The sequence below is a fragment of the Paracoccus sp. S3-43 genome (assembly GCF_029027965.1).
Classification (GTDB): domain Bacteria; phylum Pseudomonadota; class Alphaproteobacteria; order Rhodobacterales; family Rhodobacteraceae; genus Paracoccus.
The window spans coordinates 613884-632347 of sequence record NZ_CP119082.1 but is presented as its reverse complement, the minus strand read 5'-3'; the positions used below and the strand labels follow the sequence as shown (position 1 = coordinate 632347).

Sequence of the window (18464 nt, the reverse complement as noted above, 5' to 3'; positions counted from 1 at the left end):
GGCGCGCGCCTAGGGGTGGTGATGCCCGATGGGGTCGGCGCAGGCTTCGGGCGGCTCGGTCTCGATGGTGGCGTGGGCTATGCCGTGGTCATGGGCCAGCATCTCCTTGGCGGCACGGGTGACGGCGAAGTGATCCCCCGCGCCGACGACCAGATGGACCGATGCCGCGTTGCGCCTTTCGTCGATCTGCCACAGGTGCAGGTGATGGGCGTCGTTGACGCCCGGCAGCGCGCGCAGGGCCGACAGGACCGCGCCGGGATCGCTGCCCGGCGGCGCGGCCAGCATCAACATCCGAAAGACCGGGCCGATCTCGGTCCCGATATGCCACAGGATCACGGCGGCAATCGCCAAGGTCAGGACCGGGTCGGCCAGGTTCCAGCCGAAGGCCCAGATCAGCGCGCCGCCAAGGATGACCGCGACCGAGACGCCCGCATCGGCCAGATTGTGCAAAAAGGCCGCGCGAATGTTTGCGCTGTCCTTCGACGCCCGCCAGACAAGCGCCGCCGTTGCCAGATCGACGATCAGCGCGAAGGCAGCCAGACCCATGACCAGCCCGCCCGCCACCTGCGGCGGGGCGGCCAGGCGGCCGAGCGCCGCAATGGCCAGCCACAGGGATATGGCGATCAGCGCCAGATAGTTGACGAAGGCCGCGACGATTTCGGCCCGGCCCCAGCCATAGGACCAGTCGGGCGTAGCCGGGCGCCTCGCCAGCCGCCGCGCCCCGAAGGCCAGCACCAGCGCCAGGGCATCGGACAGGTTGTGGATGCCGTCCGCGATCAGCGCGGTGGAATCCGCCGCATAGCCGCCCGCGATCTGCGCCGCGGTCAAGGCGATGTTGACGACAATCGCCCAGCCGATCGCCGCATCGCCCTGTTGGCCTTGGTCGGCGGAATGGCCCATCAATGCGCCTCGGCCCAGTTCAGCCCTTGGCCGGCATCGACGACCAGCGGCACCGACAGCTTGACCGCCGGATCGGCGGCGCCCTCCATCACCGCGCGGGCGGCGGCGATCAGGTCGTCCACGGCATCCTCGCGCACCTCGAAGACCAGTTCGTCATGGACCTGCAACAGCATCCGCGCGGGCAGATGGGCGATGGCGGCGGGCATCCGGACCATGGCGCGGCGGATGATGTCGGCGGCCGCCCCCTGGATCGGCGCGTTGATCGCCGCGCGCCGCGCGCCCCCCGCCGCCGGGCCGCTGGCGTTGATGCCGGGCGTGTTGATGCGCCGCCCGAACAGCGTGCGAACGCTGCCATCGGATTTCGCATCCGCGATGGTGCGGTCCATATAGGCGCGGATTTCCGGGAAGCGCTGGAAATAGGTGTCGATGAAGTCCTGCGCTTCGGCCCGCGGGATGCGCAGGTTGCGCGACAGGCCAAAGCTGGAAATGCCGTAGATCACCCCGAAGTTGATCGCCTTGGCACGGCGGCGGATCATGGGATCCATGCCCTCGACCGGGACGCCGAACATCTGGCTGGCGGTCATGGCGTGGATGTCGATGCCGTCGCGGAAGGCCTGTTTCAGCGCCGGAATGTCGGCCACATGGGCAAGGATCCGCAGCTCGATCTGGCTGTAGTCGAGGCTGACGAGGCGGTGCCCCTCGGCGGCGATGAAGGCTTCGCGGATGCGGCGGCCTTCCTCGGTCCGCACGGGGATGTTTTGCAGGTTCGGATCGGTGGATGCCAGCCGCCCGGTCTGCGCGCCAGCGATGGAGTAGCTGGTATGGACGCGGCCCGTGTCGGGGTTCACGAAGGTCGGCAGGGCGTCGGTATAGGTCGATTTCAGCTTGGCGATCTGCCGCCAGTCGAGGATCCGCGACGGCAGGTCATGGCCTTCCGCCGCCAGATCCTCCAGCACGTCGGCGCTTGTGGAAAAGGCGCCGGTCTTGCCGGTCTTGCCGCCCGCAAGGCCCATCTTGTCGAACAGGATCTCGCCCAATTGCTTGGGGGAACCGACATTGAACCGCTGGCCGGCGAGGGCGAAGATCTCGTCCTCCAGCCCCGCCATGGTCTGCGCGAAGCTGCCCGACATGCGGCGCAACACGTCGCTGTCGATGCGGATGCCCGCCATCTCCATCTCGGCCAGGACCGGGACGATGGGGCGTTCGGTCGTCTCATAGACGGCGGTGACGCGTTCCACCGGCAGAAGCGGCGCGAAATGCCGGTAAAGACGCAGCGTGACATCCGCATCCTCGGCGGCATAGGGCGCGGCCTTGTCGAGGGGCACCTGCGCGAAATTGATCTGCGCCTTGCCGGTGCCGATCAAGTCCTTGATGGGGATGCATTTATGGGCCAGATAACGCTCGGCCAACTCATCCATGCCGTGGTTATGCGTGCCCGCGTTCAGGGCATAGGACATCAGCATCGTATCGGCCAGCGGCGCCATGCGGATGCCGTGGCGGGCGAGGATCTTCCAGTCGTATTTCAGGTTCTGGCCGATCTTCAGGATCGCGTCGTCTTCCAGGACGGGCTTCAGCGCGGCCAGCACCTCGGCCAGCGGCAACTGGCCCGGCACAAGGGCGGACTGGCCGAACAGGTCGTCGCCCCCCCCTGCATCGCCCCCCGCGACATGACCGACGGGGATATAGCAGGCCACGCCCGGCGCCACGGCCAGGCAGATGCCCGCCAGACCGGCCTGCATCTCGTCCAGGCCGGTGGTTTCCGTGTCGATGGCGACATGGCCGGTGTCGCGGATCACCTGGACCCAGCGGTCCAGAGCAGCGCGGTCCGTCACGGTTTCATAGGCGGCGCGGTCGATGGGGGCCATGTCCGGCGCGGCTGGCGCATCGCGCGACGGGGCCGAGACCACGGCGGGCGCCTCGGCCCCCAGCCGTTCGGCGACGCGGGCGGTGAGGGTGCGGAACTCCATTTCCGACAGGAAGGTCAGCAAGGCCGGGGCGTCGGGCGCGCGCACCTCCAGGCTTTCCAGCGTGAAGTCCAGGGGGGTGTTGCAATCCAGTTCGACCAGGCGCCTGGAAATGCGGATCTGGTCGGCATGGTCGATCAGGGTCTGGCGGCGCTTGGGCTGTTTGATCTCCTCGGCCCGCGCCAGCAGGGTTTCCAGGTCGCCATATTCGGTGATGAGCTGCGCGGCTGTCTTGATGCCGATGCCCGGCGCGCCGGGCACGTTGTCGATCGCATCGCCCGCCAGCGCCTGCACATCGACCACGCGGTCGGGCCAGACGCCGAACTTGGCGAACACCTCGTCGCGGTCGATGGGCTTGCCCTTGATCGGGTCCAGCATCTGCACGCCGTCGCCGACAAGCTGCATCAGATCCTTGTCGCTGCTGACGATGGTGACGCGCCCGCCCGCGTCGCGCGCCTTGCAGGACAGCGCGGCGATGATGTCGTCGGCCTCATAGCCCTCGGTCTCGATGCAGGCGATGTTGAAGGCGCGGGTGGCGTCGCGGGTCAGCGGGAATTGCGGGCGCAGATCCTCGGGCGGTTCGGGGCGGTTGGCCTTGTAGGCGTTGTAGATCTGGTTGCGGAAGGTCTTGGCCGAATGGTCGAAGATCACCGCCGCATGGGTCGGCGCGTCGCCGCCGCGCTCGTCGGTGACGTATTTCCACAGCATGTTGCAGAACCCCGCGACCGCGCCCACCGGCAGGCCGTCGGATTTGCGCGTCAAGGGCGGCAGGGCGTGATAGGCCCGGAAGATGAAGGCCGATCCGTCGATCAGGTGCAGGTGGTGGCCCTTGCCGAAGCTGTCCATGAAGGCGGTCCTTTCGAGTCTTGGACCGTTTTGGCAGAAAGCGGCGGGGGGCGCAAAGGGGGTGGGGCAGGACCGGGGGCGCTTCGCCCCCCGGACCCCCCGAGGATATTTTCACACAGGTGAACAGAGAAACGGCGCCTAATGGTCGCCGTGGGCGCGGTCGCGGTCGATCACGAAGCGCTTGTCGCAATAGCCGCAATCGACGAAGCCGGTTTCCGGCGAGATCGCCAGCCAGACGCGCGGATGGCCCATGCCCGCAGCATCGTTGCCCTCGCAGGCGACCTTCCATCGGGTGACGATCTGCGTCTCGGGCGGCGGCAGCTTCAGTTCCGCCGCGCTCTGTTCGGTGGACAGCGAGTTTTCCGGGATCACGTATTGCGTCATGGCTGGCCTTCTTGTGGCGGCGGGCGTCATCTGGTCTAACGCCTGATACCGCAGCGCCGCCTGCCTTCGCAAGCCTGCCAGGGATGCCACCATGCCGAACGCCATCGAGATCGCCGGGCTGCGCAAGACCTATGCCGCCCAGGGAACCGCCCCCGCCAAGGACGCGCTGAAGGGCATCGACCTGGCGATCCCGGCGGGCAGCATCTTCGGACTGCTGGGGCCGAACGGCGCGGGCAAGTCGACGCTGATCAACATCCTGGCCGGGCTGGTCAACAAGACGGCGGGCAAGGTGACGATCTGGGGATTCGATCAGGACGTGAACCCGCGCCAGTCGCGCGCGGCCATCGGGGTGATGCCGCAGGAACTGAACATGGATCCGTTCTTTACCCCGCGCGCCAGCCTTGAGGTGCAGGCGGGCCTCTATGGCGTGCCGAAGCGCGAACGCTGGACGGATGAGCTGCTGGAGCTGGTGGGGCTGACCGATCAGGCCAATGCCTATGCCCGCAACCTGTCGGGCGGGATGCGGCGGCGGCTGCTGCTGGCCAAGGCCCTGGTTCACCGCCCGCAGATCCTGGTGCTGGACGAACCCACGGCGGGCGTCGACATCACCCTGCGCGAGATGCTGTGGGCCAATGTCCGCGCGCTGAACCGGCAGGGCATGACCATCATCCTGACCACCCATTACCTGGAAGAGGCCGAGCAGATGTGCGACGAGATCGCCATCATCAACCATGGCGCCCTGGTAGTGCGGCAGGACACGCGCAGCCTGCTGTCGCGCGCGGACGGCAAGACGCTGGTGCTGGATACGGGCGGGCGCGTCCCCCTGCCGCCGCTGCCCGACGGCGCGCATCCCGAATGGCGGGGCGACGGGCGGCTTGCCATCGGCTATCCCCCGTCGCGGGTCCGCGCGGATCAGGTGCTGGACGCGCTGCGCGGCGCGGGCATCCCCATCCTGGATGTCGCGACCGAACAGCCCGACCTCGAGGACGTGTTCGTGGAGATGACCCGACCCTAGTCGCGACGGGACAGCATCGGCCCCAGCACTCGCCCGCCCAGGATGTGCAGGTGGTAATGGGGAACCTCTTGCACGCCATGGGGGCCGGTGTTGGCGATGGCGCGGAAACCCCCGTTGCCATCTGCCAGCCCCACCCCCTCGGACGCGCAGACCTTGGCGCAAAGCCGGGTGAAATCCACGATTTCCGCGTCGGACGCATTGGCCGCGAAATCGTCGAGGCTGACATAGCGGCCCTTGGGGATCACCAGAACATGCACCGGGGCCTGGGGCCGGATGTCGCGGAAGGCCAGGGCATGATCGCTTTCGGCGATCTTGTCGCAAGGGATTTCCCCCCGCAGGATCCGCGCGAAGATGTTGGTGTCGTCATAGGCAAGGGTCATGGGGGTTCCTGTCGTCAATGGGTGAAGAGATGCGGCGTCTGCGCCAGATCATGCGCGACCTTGGGGGGAAACATCCAGAAACCCCGCAAGGGCGTCGGCATTGGCGGCGCCCAGCGGTCGTAAGGGATCGCCACATCATCGCCCGAGGCCGTCAGCCGCCGCGCTTGATCCACTACGCCCTGCGGACCCTTGGGCGGCGGAAGGATGAAGGCGATGCGGGCCATGGACACGGAAACTTAACGGATGCTGCGGTAAACGGACAGGCGATGAATCGCGCGCCGGATCCTGTTCCTGTGTGTAAACCGCCTTTCATCCGTGCCGGCAAGCCGCGCTGCGATAGGGCGCCATCACTCCAGATGGCTTTCCATGAACCACAGATCCTTGTCCGCGCTGCGCGAGGCGGCGGTGAAGATGTCGGCGGTGTCGGCATCGCCCGCCTCGTCCGTAGCGTCGATGGCGGCGCGCAGCTTTTCGCCATGGTCGCGATAGCGTTCGCACAGCGCCTTGATGTGATCCTCGGCCTTGGTCAGGTCGGTCGGATATTCCCTGAGGGCGCTGCCCTGCGCGACCTTTTCCGCCGTCCCGACGGCCACGCCGTCCAGCTGCTGCACGCGTTCGGCGAGGATGTCGATATGGGCGCGCAGGTTGTCGTGGACGGTGTCGAACAGTTCGTGGACGGCGATGAAGTTGCGGCCCTTCACGTTCCAATGCGCCTGCTTGACGGCCAGCGCCAGGGCAATTGAATCGGCCAGACGCGCGTTCAGTTCGGAAATCGAGGTCTTGCGGGCATTGTCGGTCAGCCCTTTCAGTGCAACGGCCATGATCGGCTCCTTTCCGGTGGTTCCCCCGGTCAACGGCCTCGCGTCAGGCCCGGTTCCGGGCGCATGGCGGCCATGAAGAAACGGCGCCCCCGCCTGCGCAGGGACGCCGTCAGGAATGCCGTTCGCGGCAGGAATGCGGATCAGACCGCGCCCTTGATGAAGGTCACGGCGTCGCCGACCGTCTGGATGGTTTCGGCGGCGTCGTCCGGGATCTCGATCCCGAATTCTTCCTCGAACGCCATGACCAGTTCCACGGTGTCAAGGCTGTCGGCGCCCAGGTCGTCGATGAACGAGGCGGATTCGACCACCTTGTCTTCCTCGACGCCCAGATGCTCGACCACGATCTTCTTCACGCGATCAGCGATATCGCTCATGTCATATCCTCATTCTCGCGGGCATCCGCCCAGTTTTGCACGGACACGACGGCCCGGTTCAGCCCAGGGCGGTTCCCCTGCTGCTAAAGGCGGGGATATAGCACCCGTGAACCCTCTTGCAACCGCTTTCGGTTGAAAGGGTTTCGTCAGACCATCGCCATGCCGCCGTTCACATGCAGCGTGGCGCCGGTGACATATCCCGCCTCGGGGCTGGCCAGATACAGGACCGCCGCCGCGATTTCCTGGGGCGCGCCCATCCGCCCGACGGGGATCTGGGACAGGATCCTGCCCTTCTGGTCGTCGGTCAGGCTGTCGGTCATGGGAGTGGCGATAAAGCCCGGCGCCACGCAGTTCACGGTGATGCCGCGCGAGGCGACCTCATGGGCCAGCGACTTCGACATGCCGACCAGACCGGCCTTGGCGGCGGCATAGTTGCCCTGCCCCGGATTGCCGGTGGTCCCCACGACCGAGGTGATGGTGACGATCCGCCCCCAGCGGGCCTTCATCATGCCGCGCAGCGCTGCGCGCGACAGCCGGAACACGCTGGTCAGGTTCACGTCGATGACCTGCTGCCATTCCTCGTCGGACATGCGCATGAACAGGTTGTCGCGGGCGATCCCGGCATTGTTGATCAGGATGTCGACCGACCCCATCGCTTCGCCCGCCGCCTTGATGAGCCCGGCGGGCGCGTCGGGGTCCGACAGGTTCGCGGGCACCACATGCGCCCGCTCGCCCAGCGTCGCCGCCAGTTCCCGCAACGGCCCCTCGCGCGTGCCCGACAGCGCGACCGTCGCGCCCGCCGCGTGCAGCGCCTGCGCGATGGCCCCGCCGATGCCGCCCGATGCGCCCGTCACCAATGCCGTCTTCCCGGTCAGATCGAACATGGCTGATCCTTCTTTTTCATCCAAGTATCCTCGGGGGTGAGAAGCGCCCGGAAAAAGGTCCGGTGGACCTTTTTCAGCGACGAACGCCTGCCGCCCCGCCGGCAGGCTGGGGGCAGCGCCCCGGTCCGCCCTCAGCCCTTCAGCGCCACGATATCCGCCGGGGCGCCGATATTGCGCACCGCCGCGTCCCTGGCGATCCGCTTGATCATCCCCGACAGCGCCTTGCCCGCGCCGATCTCCCAGAACTCGGTCACGCCCGCGCCCGCCATGTTGGCGATGGATTCACGCCAGCGAACGGTGCCCGTCACCTGCTCGACCAGCAGCCGCCGGATCGCGCCGGGTTCGGTCACCGCCTCGGCCCGGACATTGGCGATCAGCGGCACGGCGGGGGGATGGATGTCCACCCCCGCCAGCGCATCGGCCATCACCGCCGCCGCGGGCTGCATCAGCACCGAATGGAACGGGGCCGAGACCGGCAGCATCAGCGCCCGCTTGGCCCCGGCCGCCTTCATCGCCTCGGCCGCGCGTTCGACCGCATCCTTGTGGCCCGAGATGACCACCTGCGCCGGATCGTTGTCGTTGGCGGCCTGCACCACCTCGTCCCCCGCCACCTCGCGCGCGATGTGATCGACGGTGGCGAAATCCAGCCCAAGGATCGCCGCCATCGCCCCCTGGCCGACCGGCACCGCCTCTTGCATGGCCTGCCCGCGCATCCGCAGCAGCCGCGCCGTATCCTCCAGCGTCAGCGATCCCGCCGCGCACAGCGCCGAGTATTCCCCAAGCGAATGCCCGGCCACGAAATTCGCATCCTGGATGGTGAACCCCTCGGACTCCATCGCCCGGAACGCCGCCATCGAGGCCGCCATCAGCGCCGGCTGCGCGTTCTGCGTCAGCGTCAGCGTGTCGATATCGCCGTTCCAGATCAGGTCCGAGAGCTTTTCCCCCAGCGCCTCGTCCACCTGGCTGAACACGTCGCGCGCCGCCGGATAGACCTCGGCCAGCTCGCGCCCCATGCCGACGGCCTGCGCCCCCTGACCGGGAAAGACGAATGCGCGCATGGGGGCCTCCTTGTGGTGTGGGTTCAGGAGGGGATAGCGCGGATGGGGGTGGGGGCGCAATGGCGGGGCGGGAAGATGACTTCCATTGCGCCATGCAACGCTCGACTCACGTTCCTGAAAGAAAAAAGGGGCCACCCGGCCCCTTCCCCTTTGTCATCGCGGCACTGAACCGATCACCCGACCAGTTCAAGCCCCGAGAAGAAGAACGCGATCTCCTCCTTGGCCGTTTCGGGCGCGTCGGACCCGTGGACCGAGTTCTCGCCCACCGACAGCGCGAAGTCCTTGCGGATGGTGCCTTCGTCGGCCTGGGCGGGGTTGGTCGCGCCCATCACTTCGCGGTTCTTGGCAATCGCGCCCTCGCCTTCGAGCACCTGCACGACCACCGGTTCCGAGGCCATGAACTCGACCAGTTCGCCATAGAAGGGGCGGTCCTTGTGGACTTCGTAGAACTTGCCCGCCTGCTCGGCCGACAGCTTGATGCGCTTTTGCGCGACGATGCGCAGGCCCGCCTCCTCGAACTTGGCGTTGATCTTGCCGGTCAGGTTGCGGCGGGTGGCGTCGGGCTTGATGATGGAAAGCGTGCGTTCGATGGCCATGGGCGTCCCTTTGCTGTGGCAGGCGGGCCAGCCCCGCCCGAAGATGAAATCCGCGCCCGGTTATCAGGGATGGCATCTCGCGGCAAGCCGGGGGCATGATGGGCGCGAACCACCGAAAGGCGCGCGCATGACCGACACCCCCCCGTCCCCCCTGTCCCCCCGGCTGCGGCCCGGTCCCATCGCGGCGGTCTTTGCCACGGTGCTGTTGCTGGCGGCGGCCTGGCAGTGGTCGACCGTGCTGCTGCTGGGCTTCGCCGCGATCCTGATCGCCATCGCCCTGCGCGGCGGCGCGGCGGCGCTGAACCGGCTGACCGGCATCGGCTTCAAGCCGGGGGTGCTGCTGACGGCCCTGGCGGCGGTGCTGGCGGTGGCGGGGGTGGTGGCCTGGGCGGGGCCGTCGATCTCTCAGCAGTTCCGCCAGCTGATCGGCAGCCTGCCCGCCGCCTGGGACCAGATCAGCGGCTGGCTGTCGGACAGTTCGGTCGGGCAGTTCCTGGAACGGCGGATGGAGAACGCCTCGCAATCGGGCGGGAGGGCGCCGACGGACAACCTGCCCACCCTTTTCAGCTATGTCACCGGCACGCTGAACACGGTCATGGGCAGCGCCGCCAACGGGGTGCTGATGCTGACGGTGGCGATCTTCCTGGCGCTGGACGCGCCGCTGTATCGCGGCGGCGCGCTGCGGCTGGTGCCGCTGTCCTATCGGGGGCGGGCGCGGGCCATCGCGGACGAGCTGGGCCGCGCGTTGGGCCGCTGGATGGGCGGGCAGGCGCTGGACATGGCGGCGGTGGCGCTGGCGACGGGGCTGGGGCTGTGGCTGCTGGGGGTGCCGCTGGCCCTGGTGCTGGGGCTGATCGCGGGGCTGACCAACATCATCCCGGTGGTCGGCCCGTTCCTGTCGGGGATCCCGGCGGTGCTGTTCGCGCTGACCCAGGGCTTCGACATGGCGATCTATGTGGCGCTGCTGTTCGTCGTCGTCCAACAGGTCGAGGGCAACCTGCTGATGCCCCTGATCCAGCGCTTCGCCGCCGACCTGCCGCCCGCGCTGACGGTGCTGGCGATCCTGGCCTTCGGCAGCCTGTTCGGCTTCGCGGGCATCGTGCTGGCGACGCCCCTGCTGCTGGTGGCGATCATCCTGATCAAGCGCATCTATATCGAGGACGTGCTGGGCGACCGGCAGGACGACTGAACCTTTCACAGGGCGTTTACGAAGTTGCGCTATAAGGCGGTCGTCGCTGATCCGGGGCTGCATCATGACGCCATTCCGCAAGGGCCGCTATCTGGTGCGCCTGGCCGATTCGCCGGACGACCTGCGCGCCGCGCAGCGGCTGCGGTGGCTGTGCTTCATCGCCCGCAGCGCCGAGGGCGGCGACGGCACGCAGCTGGAATCCGACGCCCTGGACGCCGAGTGCAGCCACATCCTGATCACCGACGCGGCGACCGGCCGGCTTGTCTGCTGCCTCCGCTTCCTGCCCCTGGCGGGCGGGCACGAGATCGGGCGCAGCTATTCCGCGCAGTTCTACGATCTGGCCGCGCTGGAATCCTTTGACGCGCCCATGATCGAGGTCGGGCGGTTCTGCATCCACCCCTCGGTCCGCGATCCCAACATCGTCCGCCTGGCCTGGGCGGCGCTGACGCGCATCGTCGACGACGGGGGCGTGCAGATGCTGTTCGGCTGTTCCAGCTTCGTCGGGACCGAGCCTGCGGATCATGCCGACGCCTTCGCCATGCTTCAGGCGCGCCATCTGGCGCCGCGCCGCTGGTGGCCGCGCATCAAGGCGCCCCATGTGTTCCGCCTGGCCCGCGCGCTGCTGCCCGGCCAGCCCGATCCCCGGCGCGCCATGGCCGCCATGCCGCCGCTGCTGCGCAGCTATCTGGCGCTTGGCGGCTGGGTCAGCGACCACGCGGTCGTCGATTCCGCCCTGCGCACCATGCACGTCTTTACCGGGGTCGAGATCGGGGCGATCCCGCCCGCCCGTCGCCGGTTGCTGCGAACGGCGGCACTTTGATCCCCAGACTGCCCGACTTTTTGGCGATCCGCCTGCGCCTTGGGCAGACCGATCCCTGAAACGGGACTGCCGGGGTCTGCCCCGCTGGCTGCGATTGACCTTTCCGGCGGCGGGACGCCCCTTCGGGTCATGTTCGACGCAACCGCCCCCATGCCCGTCCTTCAGCGCAGCGCAGGCGCCGCGCATGTGGTCATGGGGCCGCGCGGGCTGATCGACCTGGCGCAATCGGGATCGGCCAAGGCGATTCTGCCCCGCATGACGCAGGGGCTGCCGCAGATCGTGTTCCTGAACACCTCGGGCGGGCTGGCATCCGGGGACCGGCTGTCCTTCGCGATGACTTTGCGTCCGGACGCGCGCGCCCTGGCGACGACGCAGACGGCCGAACGGGCCTATCGCGCCGAAGGCGATCCGGCGCGGGCGCGGGTCGGCCTGGCGGTCGGCGAAAACGCCTGGCTGGACTGGCTGCCGCAGGAGACCATCCTGTTCGAGGGCGCCCGGCTGGACCGCGAAACGGTCGTGGATCTGGCCCCCGGCGCGGGCTGCCTGCTGCTGGAGATGGTCGTGCTGGGGCGGCTGGCGATGGGCGAACATCCCCGCCGCCTGCATCTGCGCGACCGCCGGGTGGTGCGGCGGGCGGGCCGGATCGTCCATCACGACGCCATGGCGCTTGACGATTCGACGGTGGCGCGACTGGACGGCCCGGCGCTGCTGAGAGGCGCGCGCGCGATGGCGACGCTGGCGATGATCGCGCCGCAGGCGCCCGACCTGCTGGCCGCTGCCCGCGCCGCGCTGGACGAACCCGGTGTCATCGGCGCCGCCAGCGCCCCGCCGGGGCGGCTGGTGATCCGGCTGCTGGCGCGGGACGACTGGCCGCTGCGGCGTCAGATCCACCGGCTGCTGGCCGTCCTGCGCCCCGATCCCCTTCCCCGTATCTGGCAGGTCTGACGATGAACCTTACCCCGCGAGAGCGCGAAAAGCTGCTGGTCTCGGTCGCCGCGATGGTCGCGCGCAACCGGCTGGCGCGCGGCGTCAGGCTGAACCACCCCGAGGCCATCGCGCTCATCACCGATTTCGTGGTCGAGGGCGCGCGCGACGGCCGCACCGTCGCCGACCTGATGCAGGCGGGCGCGCATGTGATCACGGCCGGTCAATGCATGCCCGGCATCCCCGAGATGATCGACTCGGTCCAGGTCGAGGCCACCTTCCCCGACGGCACCAAGCTGGTCACCGTCCACCACCCGATCCGCCACGAGGCCCCCGCATGAAACGACTTGCCCTTGCCGCCCTTCTTCTGCCGCAGGCCGCCCTGGCCCATCCCGGCCATCACGATCAGGGCCAGTTCCTGTCCGGCCTGCTCCATCCCCTGGGCGGCGCCGATCACCTGCTGGCGATGGTCGCGCTTGGCCTGCTGGCGGCGCAGATCGGCGGCCGCGCGCTCTGGGCGCTGCCCCTGGCCTTCGTCGGCGGCATGATCGCGGGCGGGCTGGCCGGTTATGCCGGGATGGCCTTTCCGGGGGTCGAGCCGATGATCCTGGCATCCGTCATCATCCTGGGCGCGCTTGTCGCGATGGCTGCCCGCCTGCCGCTGGCGGTGCTGCTGCCGGGCGTGGCGGTCTTCGGCTTCGCCCATGGCTGGGCGCATGGGGCCGAAGGCCCGGCGCAGGGGCTGGCCCTCTATGCGGTCGGCTTCGCCGTGGCGACGATGGCGCTGCATCTGGCGGGGATCGCCCTGGGCAAGGCCGCCTCACACGGCGCGCTGCTGCGGGGTCTGGGCGGCGGCACCGCCGCGGCGGGCCTTGTGCTGGCGATGGGGGGCTGAATGATCCCCTTTGTTCTCATTCCGGGCGAAATCCTTCCCGCGGACGGCGAGATCACCCTGAACGCGGGCCGCCAGCCGATCACGCTGATGGTCGCCAATACCGGCGACCGCCCGATCCAGGTCGGCAGCCATTATCATTTCACCGAGGCCAATCCCGCCCTGCGCTTCGACCGCGCGGCGGCGCGCGGAATGCGCCTGTCGATCCCCGCCGGCACCGCCGTCCGGTTCGAGCCGGGCCAGTCGAGGGAGGTGCGCCTGATCCCCTATGCCGGCGACCGGGTGGTGCAGGGCTTCCGCAAGGATGTGATGGGGGCGCTGTGATTGAACGCTTCCACGATGCACCCGCCCCGAATCAAGCTGCCGCAGGCACCGCCGGGCAGCGCCCGACCGCCCCACCGGGCGGCCGCTGCCCTGTGCGCTCAGCCCCCAGCCCCCAGCCAAAGACGCTGACATGACCCAACTCTCCCGCGCCGACTATGCCGCCCTTTACGGCCCGACCACCGGCGACCGCATCCGCCTGGCCGATACCGAATTGCTGATCGAGGTCGAGCGCGACCTGACCATCCCCGGCGAAGAGGTGAAGTTCGGCGGCGGCAAGGTCGTCCGCGACGGCATGGGCCAGTCGCAGGCGACGCGCGCGGACGGGGCCATGGATACCGTAATCACCGGCGTCGTGGTCTTCGACCATCAGGGGATCACCAAGGCCGATGTGGGCCTTCGCGACGGCCGCATCGCCGGCATCGGCAAGGCGGGCAATCCCGATACGCAACCCGGCGTCACCCTTGTCATCGGACCGGGGACCGAGATCATCGCCGGCGAGGGGCGCATCCTCACCCCCGGCGGCTTCGACTGCCATATCCATTACATCTGCCCGCAGCAGGTGGACCATGCGATCCATTCCGGCGTCACCACGCTGCTGGGCGGCGGCACCGGCCCCGCGCATGGGACGCTGGCCACCACCTGCACCCCCGGCCCCTGGCACATCGCCCGGATGATGGAGGCCTGCGCGGACCTGCCCGTCAACATCGGCATCGCGGGCAAGGGCAATGCCTCGCGCCCCGAGGCGCTGCTGGAACAGGTCCGCGCCGGTGCCTGCGCGCTGAAGCTGCACGAGGACTGGGGCACCACCCCCGCCGCCATCGACTGCTGCCTGACCGTGGCCGACGCGATGGACGTGCAGGTGATGATCCATACCGACACGCTGAACGAATCCGGTTTCGTCGAGGACACGATGGCCGCCATCGCCGGCCGCACCATCCACGCCTATCACACCGAGGGCGCGGGCGGCGGCCATGCCCCCGACATCATCCGCATGGTCGGCATGGCGAACGTGCTGCCCTCATCGACCAACCCGACCCGCCCCTATACCGGCAACACCATCGAGGAACATCTCGACATGCTGATGGTGTGCCACCATCTCGACCGGCGCGTCCCCGAGGATGTGGCCTTCGCCGAATCGCGCATCCGGCGGGAAACCATCGCGGCCGAGGATATCCTGCACGACCTGGGCGCGTTTTCGGTGATTTCCTCGGACAGCCAGGCGATGGGCCGGATCGGAGAGGTCATCATCCGCACCTGGCAGACGGCCCACAAGATGCGCCGCCAGCGGGGCCGGTTGCCCGATGAACAAGGAGAAAACGACAACCTGCGCGCCCGGCGATACATCGCGAAATACACCATCAACCCGGCCATCGCCCATGGCGTCAGCGCCCATATCGGCAGCGTCACCCCCGGCAAGCGCGCCGACCTGGTCCTGTGGTCGCCCGCCTTCTTCGGCGTCAAGCCGGAAATGGTGCTGGTCGGCGGCCAGATCAGCGTGGCGCAGATGGGCGATCCGAACGGCTCGATCCCCGTCCAGCCGATCTTCTCGCGCCCGATGTGGGGCCATACCGGCCGCGCCTCGGCGCTGTTCGTCTCGAAGGCGGGGCTGGAAGACGGCGCGGGGGACGGCCTGAACAAGACCCTGGTCGCCGTCGAAAACACCCGGAATATCGGCAAATCCGACATGGTTCTGAACGCCGCCATGCCCGCGATCGAGGTCGATCCCGAGACCTACGAGGTCCGCGCCGATGGAGAACTGCTGACCTGCGAGCCTGCGACGGAACTGCCGATGGCCCAACGCTATTTCCTTTTCTAAGAGGGAGGACCAAATCATGATCATCGCCACCAGCATCATCCGCAACGCCCCCGCGCCTTTCGACGGAGAGGTCTCGCTGGATTACGAAGGCCGCCTGCTGCGGCGCAGGAAGCTGGCCAGCAGCGCCGGCGACTTCCTGGTGGACCTGCCGGAAACCACCAGCCTGGAAGACGGCGACGCGTTCGAGCTGTCGGACGGCCGCCAGATCGTCGTGCGCGCCAAGCCCGAGCCGGTGATGGTCATTCGCGGCCACCTGGCCCGCCTCGCCTGGCATATCGGCAACCGCCACACCCCCTGCCGGATCGAGGCCGACCGCCTGGTCATCCGCCAGGACCACGTGCTGGAGGCGATGCTGCGCAAGCTGGGCGCCGAGATCTGCCACAAGGATCTGCCCTTCCGGCCCGAAGGCGGCGCCTATGGCCATGGCCGGACCTTCGGCCACGATCACGGGCATGACCACGGGCACGACCATGACCATGACCATGGGCACGCCAGCCCCGCGCCCCCGCTTGTCGCCAAGAATGACCTGCCCGACAATCACGCCGCCTGAGATCGCGCGGCTGCGGCTGACGCAATACCTGTCGCCGGCCTTTCCGGTCGGCGGCTTCGCCTGGTCGCAGGGTCTGGAATCCGCGATGGAGGCGGGCCTCGTCACCCGCGCCACCCTGCCGCGATGGCTGGCCGACTGGCTGGATCACGGCGCGGGCTGGACCGATGCCGTGCTGCTGTCCCTGTCCCTGCGCGCCGCCGATCACGCGGCGCTTGACGATCTGGCCCGCGCCGCCTGCCTGACCTCGCAGCGTCTGGCGGAAACCGTGGAACAGGGCACGGCCTTCGCCGCCAATATCGCCGCGCTGACGGACAGCGCGCAGCCCGCCGCCGCGCTGCCGGTGGCCCTCGGCCGGGCCTGCGCCGACATGGCCCTGCCACGCCCGGACATCATCGCGGCCTTCCTGCAAGCCCAGGCCGCCGCCCTGATCAGCGCCGCGGTCCGCTTCCTGCCGCTTGGCCCGGTCGAGGGACAGCGGATGCTGGCCACCCTGCAACCGGCGATCCTGGCCGCCGCCGCCCGCGCCGCCGCCGCCACCCAGGACGACCTTGCCAGCGCCGCCTGGGGCGCGGATATCGCCGCCATGCGCCACGAAACCATGACCACGAGGATTTTCCGATCATGACCAGCAACGGACCCTTGCGCGTCGGCATCGGCGGCCCGGTCGGCGCGGGCAAGACCACGCTGACCGAACAGCTGGCCCGCGCCCTGGCCCCGCGCCTGTCGATGGCGGTCGTCACCAACGACATCTATACCCGCGAGGATGCCGAGGCGCTGATGCGCGCCCAGGTGCTGCCCGCCGAACGGATCCGGGGGGTCGAGACCGGCGGCTGCCCCCATACCGCGATCCGCGAGGACGCCAGCATCAACCTGGCCGCCATCGCCGACCTGAACGCGGCCTTTCCGGACCTGGATCTGGTGCTGATCGAATCGGGCGGCGACAACCTGGCCGCGACCTTCTCGCCCGAACTGGCCGATCTGACGATCTATGTCATCGACACGGCGGCGGGCCAGGACATCCCCCGCAAGCGCGGGCCGGGGCTGGCGCGCTCGGATCTGCTGGTGGTGAACAAGACCGACCTTGCGCCGCATGTCGGCGTGGACGCGGCGCTGCTGGAAGGCGATGCGCGGGCCGCGCGCGGTGCCCGGCCGGTGGTCATGGCGCAACTGCGCCATGGCGGGGGCGTCGATCAGATCGTCGATTTCCTGATCGACCAGGGCGGCTTGCGGCCCCGCCCGGCCTGACTCTGCCCGCGTTGAAGGCAGGTGCCCGGCATCCTGCCCGCGCCGCAGCCACTTTCCGCATTCCCCTGCCCCCAACCTGCCCAAAACCTGTTCAGCCCGCCGAAAACCCGGCTTGCTGCACCTGCGAAGGCCCTCCGCCTTCACCGAACAACAGGGACATGGGCCGAACGGCCGGGGAAGGTGATGATGAGAAAACTCTCTGCGATGCTGGCGCTGACCACCGCCATGGCATTGGCAACGGGCGCGATGGCGCAGGAAGGCGAACCGATCAAGATCGGGGTGCTGCATTCGCTGTCGGGCACCATGGCGATTTCGGAAACCACGCTGAAGGACACGGTCCTGATGATGGTCGAACAGCAGAACGCCAAGGGCGGGCTGCTGGGCCGACCCATCGAGGCCGTGGTGGTGGACCCGGCATCCGACTGGCCGCTGTTCGCCGAAAAGGCGCGCGAATTGCTGACCGTCAGCGACGTGGACGCGATCTTCGGCTGCTGGACCAGCGTCAGCCGCAAATCCGTGCTGCCGGTGATCGAGGAACTGAACGGGCTGCTGTTCTATCCGGTCCAGTATGAAGGCGAGGAATCCTCGAAAAACGTCATCTATACCGGCGCCGCGCCGAACCAGCAGGCGATCCCGGCGGTGGATTACATGGCCGAGGAACTGGGCGTCGAGAAATGGGCGCTGCTGGGCACCGATTACGTCTATCCGCGCACCACGAACAACATCCTGGACGCCTATCTGAAGGGCAAGGGCGTCGCGGCAGGCGACATCTTCGTCAATTACACCCCTTTCGGCCATTCCGACTGGTCCAAGATCGTCGCCGATGTGGTGGCGCTTGGCGCGGACGGCAAGAAGGTCGGCGTGGTGTCGACCATCAACGGCGACGCCAATGTGGGCTTCTACAAGGAACTGGCGGCGGCGGGTGTCAGCGCCGACGACATCCCGGTGATGGCGTTTTCCGTGGGCGAAGAGGAACTGGCGGGCCTGGATACGACCAACCTGGTGGGGCATCTGGCCGCCTGGAACTATTTCCAAAGCGCCGAGTCCGACGCCAATACCGCCTTCATCGAGGAATGGAAGACGTTCATCGGCGACGACAAGCGCGTGACCAACGACCCGATGGAAGCCACGATGATCGGCTTCAACGCCTGGGTCTCGGCGGTCGAAAAGGCCGGCACCACCGATGTCGATCCGGTGCTGGACGCCATCGTCGGCGTCGAGGTGCCGAACCTGACCGGCGGCACCGCCACCATCCTGCCGAACCACCACCTGACCAAGCCTGTCCTGATCGGCGAGATCCGCGAGGACGGCCAGTTCGACATCGTCAGCCAGACCGAGCCGGTGCCCGGCGACGCCTGGACCGACTTCCTGCCCGAATCGGCCAAGCTGGACGCCGACTGGCCGGGCAAGGATTGCGGCATGTTCAACACCGAAACCAGCAGCTGCGTGCAGGTCCAGTCGAACTATTGATCCTTTCGGGGG

At 68.4% G+C, this 18464-nt stretch carries 22 protein-coding genes; 12 read left to right on the top strand and 10 right to left on the bottom strand.

The window, feature by feature from the left end; genetic code table 11:
* Positions 1 to 9 precede the first annotated feature (9 nt).
* From PXD02_RS03185 to PXD02_RS03175, 3 genes are all read right to left on the bottom strand, one after another.
* Positions 10 to 900 carry a cation diffusion facilitator family transporter gene (locus tag PXD02_RS03185; RefSeq protein ID WP_275105516.1) on the bottom strand — a complete coding sequence of 297 codons (891 nt, stop codon included), beginning with the start codon at positions 898 to 900 and terminating at the stop codon, positions 10 to 12.
* On the bottom strand, positions 900 to 3710 hold the full coding sequence (gene polA, locus PXD02_RS03180; protein ID WP_275105515.1) for a DNA polymerase I: 2811 nt from the start codon (positions 3708 to 3710) through the stop codon (positions 900 to 902). Before polA ends, PXD02_RS03185 begins: the two co-directional genes overlap by 1 nt.
* Before the next feature lie 138 nt (positions 3711 to 3848).
* Complete coding sequence (locus PXD02_RS03175) at positions 3849 to 4037, bottom strand: zinc-finger domain-containing protein (RefSeq protein WP_275106343.1); 189 nt, start codon at positions 4035 to 4037, stop codon at positions 3849 to 3851.
* A 148-nt stretch (positions 4038 to 4185) separates the two neighbouring features.
* Here PXD02_RS03175 and PXD02_RS03170 point away from each other — a divergent pair, with 148 nt between their 5' ends.
* A complete protein-coding gene (locus PXD02_RS03170) occupies positions 4186 to 5109 on the top strand; it encodes an ABC transporter ATP-binding protein (RefSeq protein WP_275105514.1) in 924 nt (307 codons plus the stop codon).
* Here PXD02_RS03170 and PXD02_RS03165 read toward each other — a convergent pair.
* From PXD02_RS03165 to ndk, 7 genes are all read right to left on the bottom strand, one after another.
* Positions 5106 to 5489, bottom strand: a complete 384-nt coding sequence (locus tag PXD02_RS03165) for a histidine triad nucleotide-binding protein (RefSeq protein ID WP_275105513.1) — start codon at positions 5487 to 5489, stop codon at positions 5106 to 5108. The genes PXD02_RS03170 and PXD02_RS03165 overlap by 4 nt on opposite strands.
* Before the next feature lie 14 nt (positions 5490 to 5503).
* Positions 5504 to 5713 (bottom strand): hypothetical protein, encoded by a 210-nt coding sequence (locus tag PXD02_RS03160; protein WP_275105512.1) that lies wholly within the window; start codon positions 5711 to 5713, stop codon positions 5504 to 5506.
* Positions 5714 to 5836: 123 nt separating this feature from the next.
* Positions 5837 to 6310, bottom strand: a complete 474-nt coding sequence (dps, locus tag PXD02_RS03155; RefSeq protein ID WP_275105511.1) for a DNA starvation/stationary phase protection protein Dps — start codon at positions 6308 to 6310, stop codon at positions 5837 to 5839.
* Between the two features lie 140 nt (positions 6311 to 6450).
* The gene (locus PXD02_RS03150; protein WP_089387089.1) at positions 6451 to 6684 is read right to left on the bottom strand and encodes an acyl carrier protein; all 234 of its coding nucleotides are present in this window, start codon (positions 6682 to 6684) and stop codon (positions 6451 to 6453) included.
* Positions 6685 to 6830: 146 nt separating this feature from the next.
* Positions 6831 to 7568: a 3-oxoacyl-ACP reductase FabG gene (gene fabG / locus PXD02_RS03145; RefSeq protein ID WP_275105510.1), complete on the bottom strand. Its 738-nt coding sequence runs from the start codon at positions 7566 to 7568 to the stop codon at positions 6831 to 6833.
* Between the two features lie 131 nt (positions 7569 to 7699).
* A complete protein-coding gene (fabD, locus tag PXD02_RS03140; protein WP_275105509.1) occupies positions 7700 to 8626 on the bottom strand; it encodes an ACP S-malonyltransferase in 927 nt (308 codons plus the stop codon).
* Between the two features lie 173 nt (positions 8627 to 8799).
* Positions 8800 to 9222, bottom strand: a complete 423-nt coding sequence (gene ndk, locus PXD02_RS03135) for a nucleoside-diphosphate kinase (protein ID WP_275105508.1) — start codon at positions 9220 to 9222, stop codon at positions 8800 to 8802.
* Between the two features lie 127 nt (positions 9223 to 9349).
* On the opposite strand from ndk, the gene PXD02_RS03130 reads away from it, so the two are divergent.
* The 11 genes from PXD02_RS03130 (at position 9350) to urtA (ending at position 18452) form a co-directional block, all read left to right on the top strand.
* Entirely contained in the window at positions 9350 to 10411 is a 1062-nt protein-coding gene (locus tag PXD02_RS03130; RefSeq protein ID WP_275105507.1) for an AI-2E family transporter, read from the top strand.
* A gap of 64 nt (positions 10412 to 10475) precedes the next feature.
* Positions 10476 to 11231: a GNAT family N-acetyltransferase gene (locus PXD02_RS03125; protein ID WP_275105506.1), complete on the top strand. Its 756-nt coding sequence runs from the start codon at positions 10476 to 10478 to the stop codon at positions 11229 to 11231.
* Positions 11232 to 11360: 129 nt separating this feature from the next.
* On the top strand, positions 11361 to 12176 hold the full coding sequence (locus PXD02_RS03120; protein WP_473092045.1) for an urease accessory protein UreD: 816 nt from the start codon (positions 11361 to 11363) through the stop codon (positions 12174 to 12176).
* Between the two features lie 2 nt (positions 12177 to 12178).
* Positions 12179 to 12496, top strand: coding sequence for an urease subunit gamma (locus PXD02_RS03115; RefSeq protein WP_275105504.1), 318 nt, complete (start codon positions 12179 to 12181; stop codon positions 12494 to 12496).
* A complete protein-coding gene (locus PXD02_RS03110) occupies positions 12493 to 13050 on the top strand; it encodes a HupE/UreJ family protein (protein ID WP_275105503.1) in 558 nt (185 codons plus the stop codon). Before PXD02_RS03115 ends, PXD02_RS03110 begins: the two co-directional genes overlap by 4 nt.
* On the top strand, positions 13051 to 13371 hold the full coding sequence (locus tag PXD02_RS03105) for an urease subunit beta (protein ID WP_275105502.1): 321 nt from the start codon (positions 13051 to 13053) through the stop codon (positions 13369 to 13371). It begins immediately after the preceding gene.
* 130 nt (positions 13372 to 13501) lie between these two features.
* Positions 13502 to 15187, top strand: a complete 1686-nt coding sequence (ureC, locus tag PXD02_RS03100) for an urease subunit alpha (RefSeq protein ID WP_275105501.1) — start codon at positions 13502 to 13504, stop codon at positions 15185 to 15187.
* 16 nt (positions 15188 to 15203) lie between these two features.
* Positions 15204 to 15737, top strand: a complete 534-nt coding sequence (locus PXD02_RS03095; protein WP_275105500.1) for an urease accessory protein UreE — start codon at positions 15204 to 15206, stop codon at positions 15735 to 15737.
* Positions 15709 to 16362: an urease accessory protein UreF gene (locus PXD02_RS03090; protein ID WP_275105499.1), complete on the top strand. Its 654-nt coding sequence runs from the start codon at positions 15709 to 15711 to the stop codon at positions 16360 to 16362. The genes PXD02_RS03095 and PXD02_RS03090 overlap by 29 nt, the downstream gene beginning before the upstream one ends.
* The gene (ureG, locus tag PXD02_RS03085; RefSeq protein ID WP_275105498.1) at positions 16359 to 16982 is read left to right on the top strand and encodes an urease accessory protein UreG; all 624 of its coding nucleotides are present in this window, start codon (positions 16359 to 16361) and stop codon (positions 16980 to 16982) included. The genes PXD02_RS03090 and ureG overlap by 4 nt, the downstream gene beginning before the upstream one ends.
* Before the next feature lie 183 nt (positions 16983 to 17165).
* Positions 17166 to 18452: an urea ABC transporter substrate-binding protein gene (gene urtA / locus PXD02_RS03080; protein WP_275105497.1), complete on the top strand. Its 1287-nt coding sequence runs from the start codon at positions 17166 to 17168 to the stop codon at positions 18450 to 18452.
* Positions 18453 to 18464 lie beyond the last annotated feature (12 nt).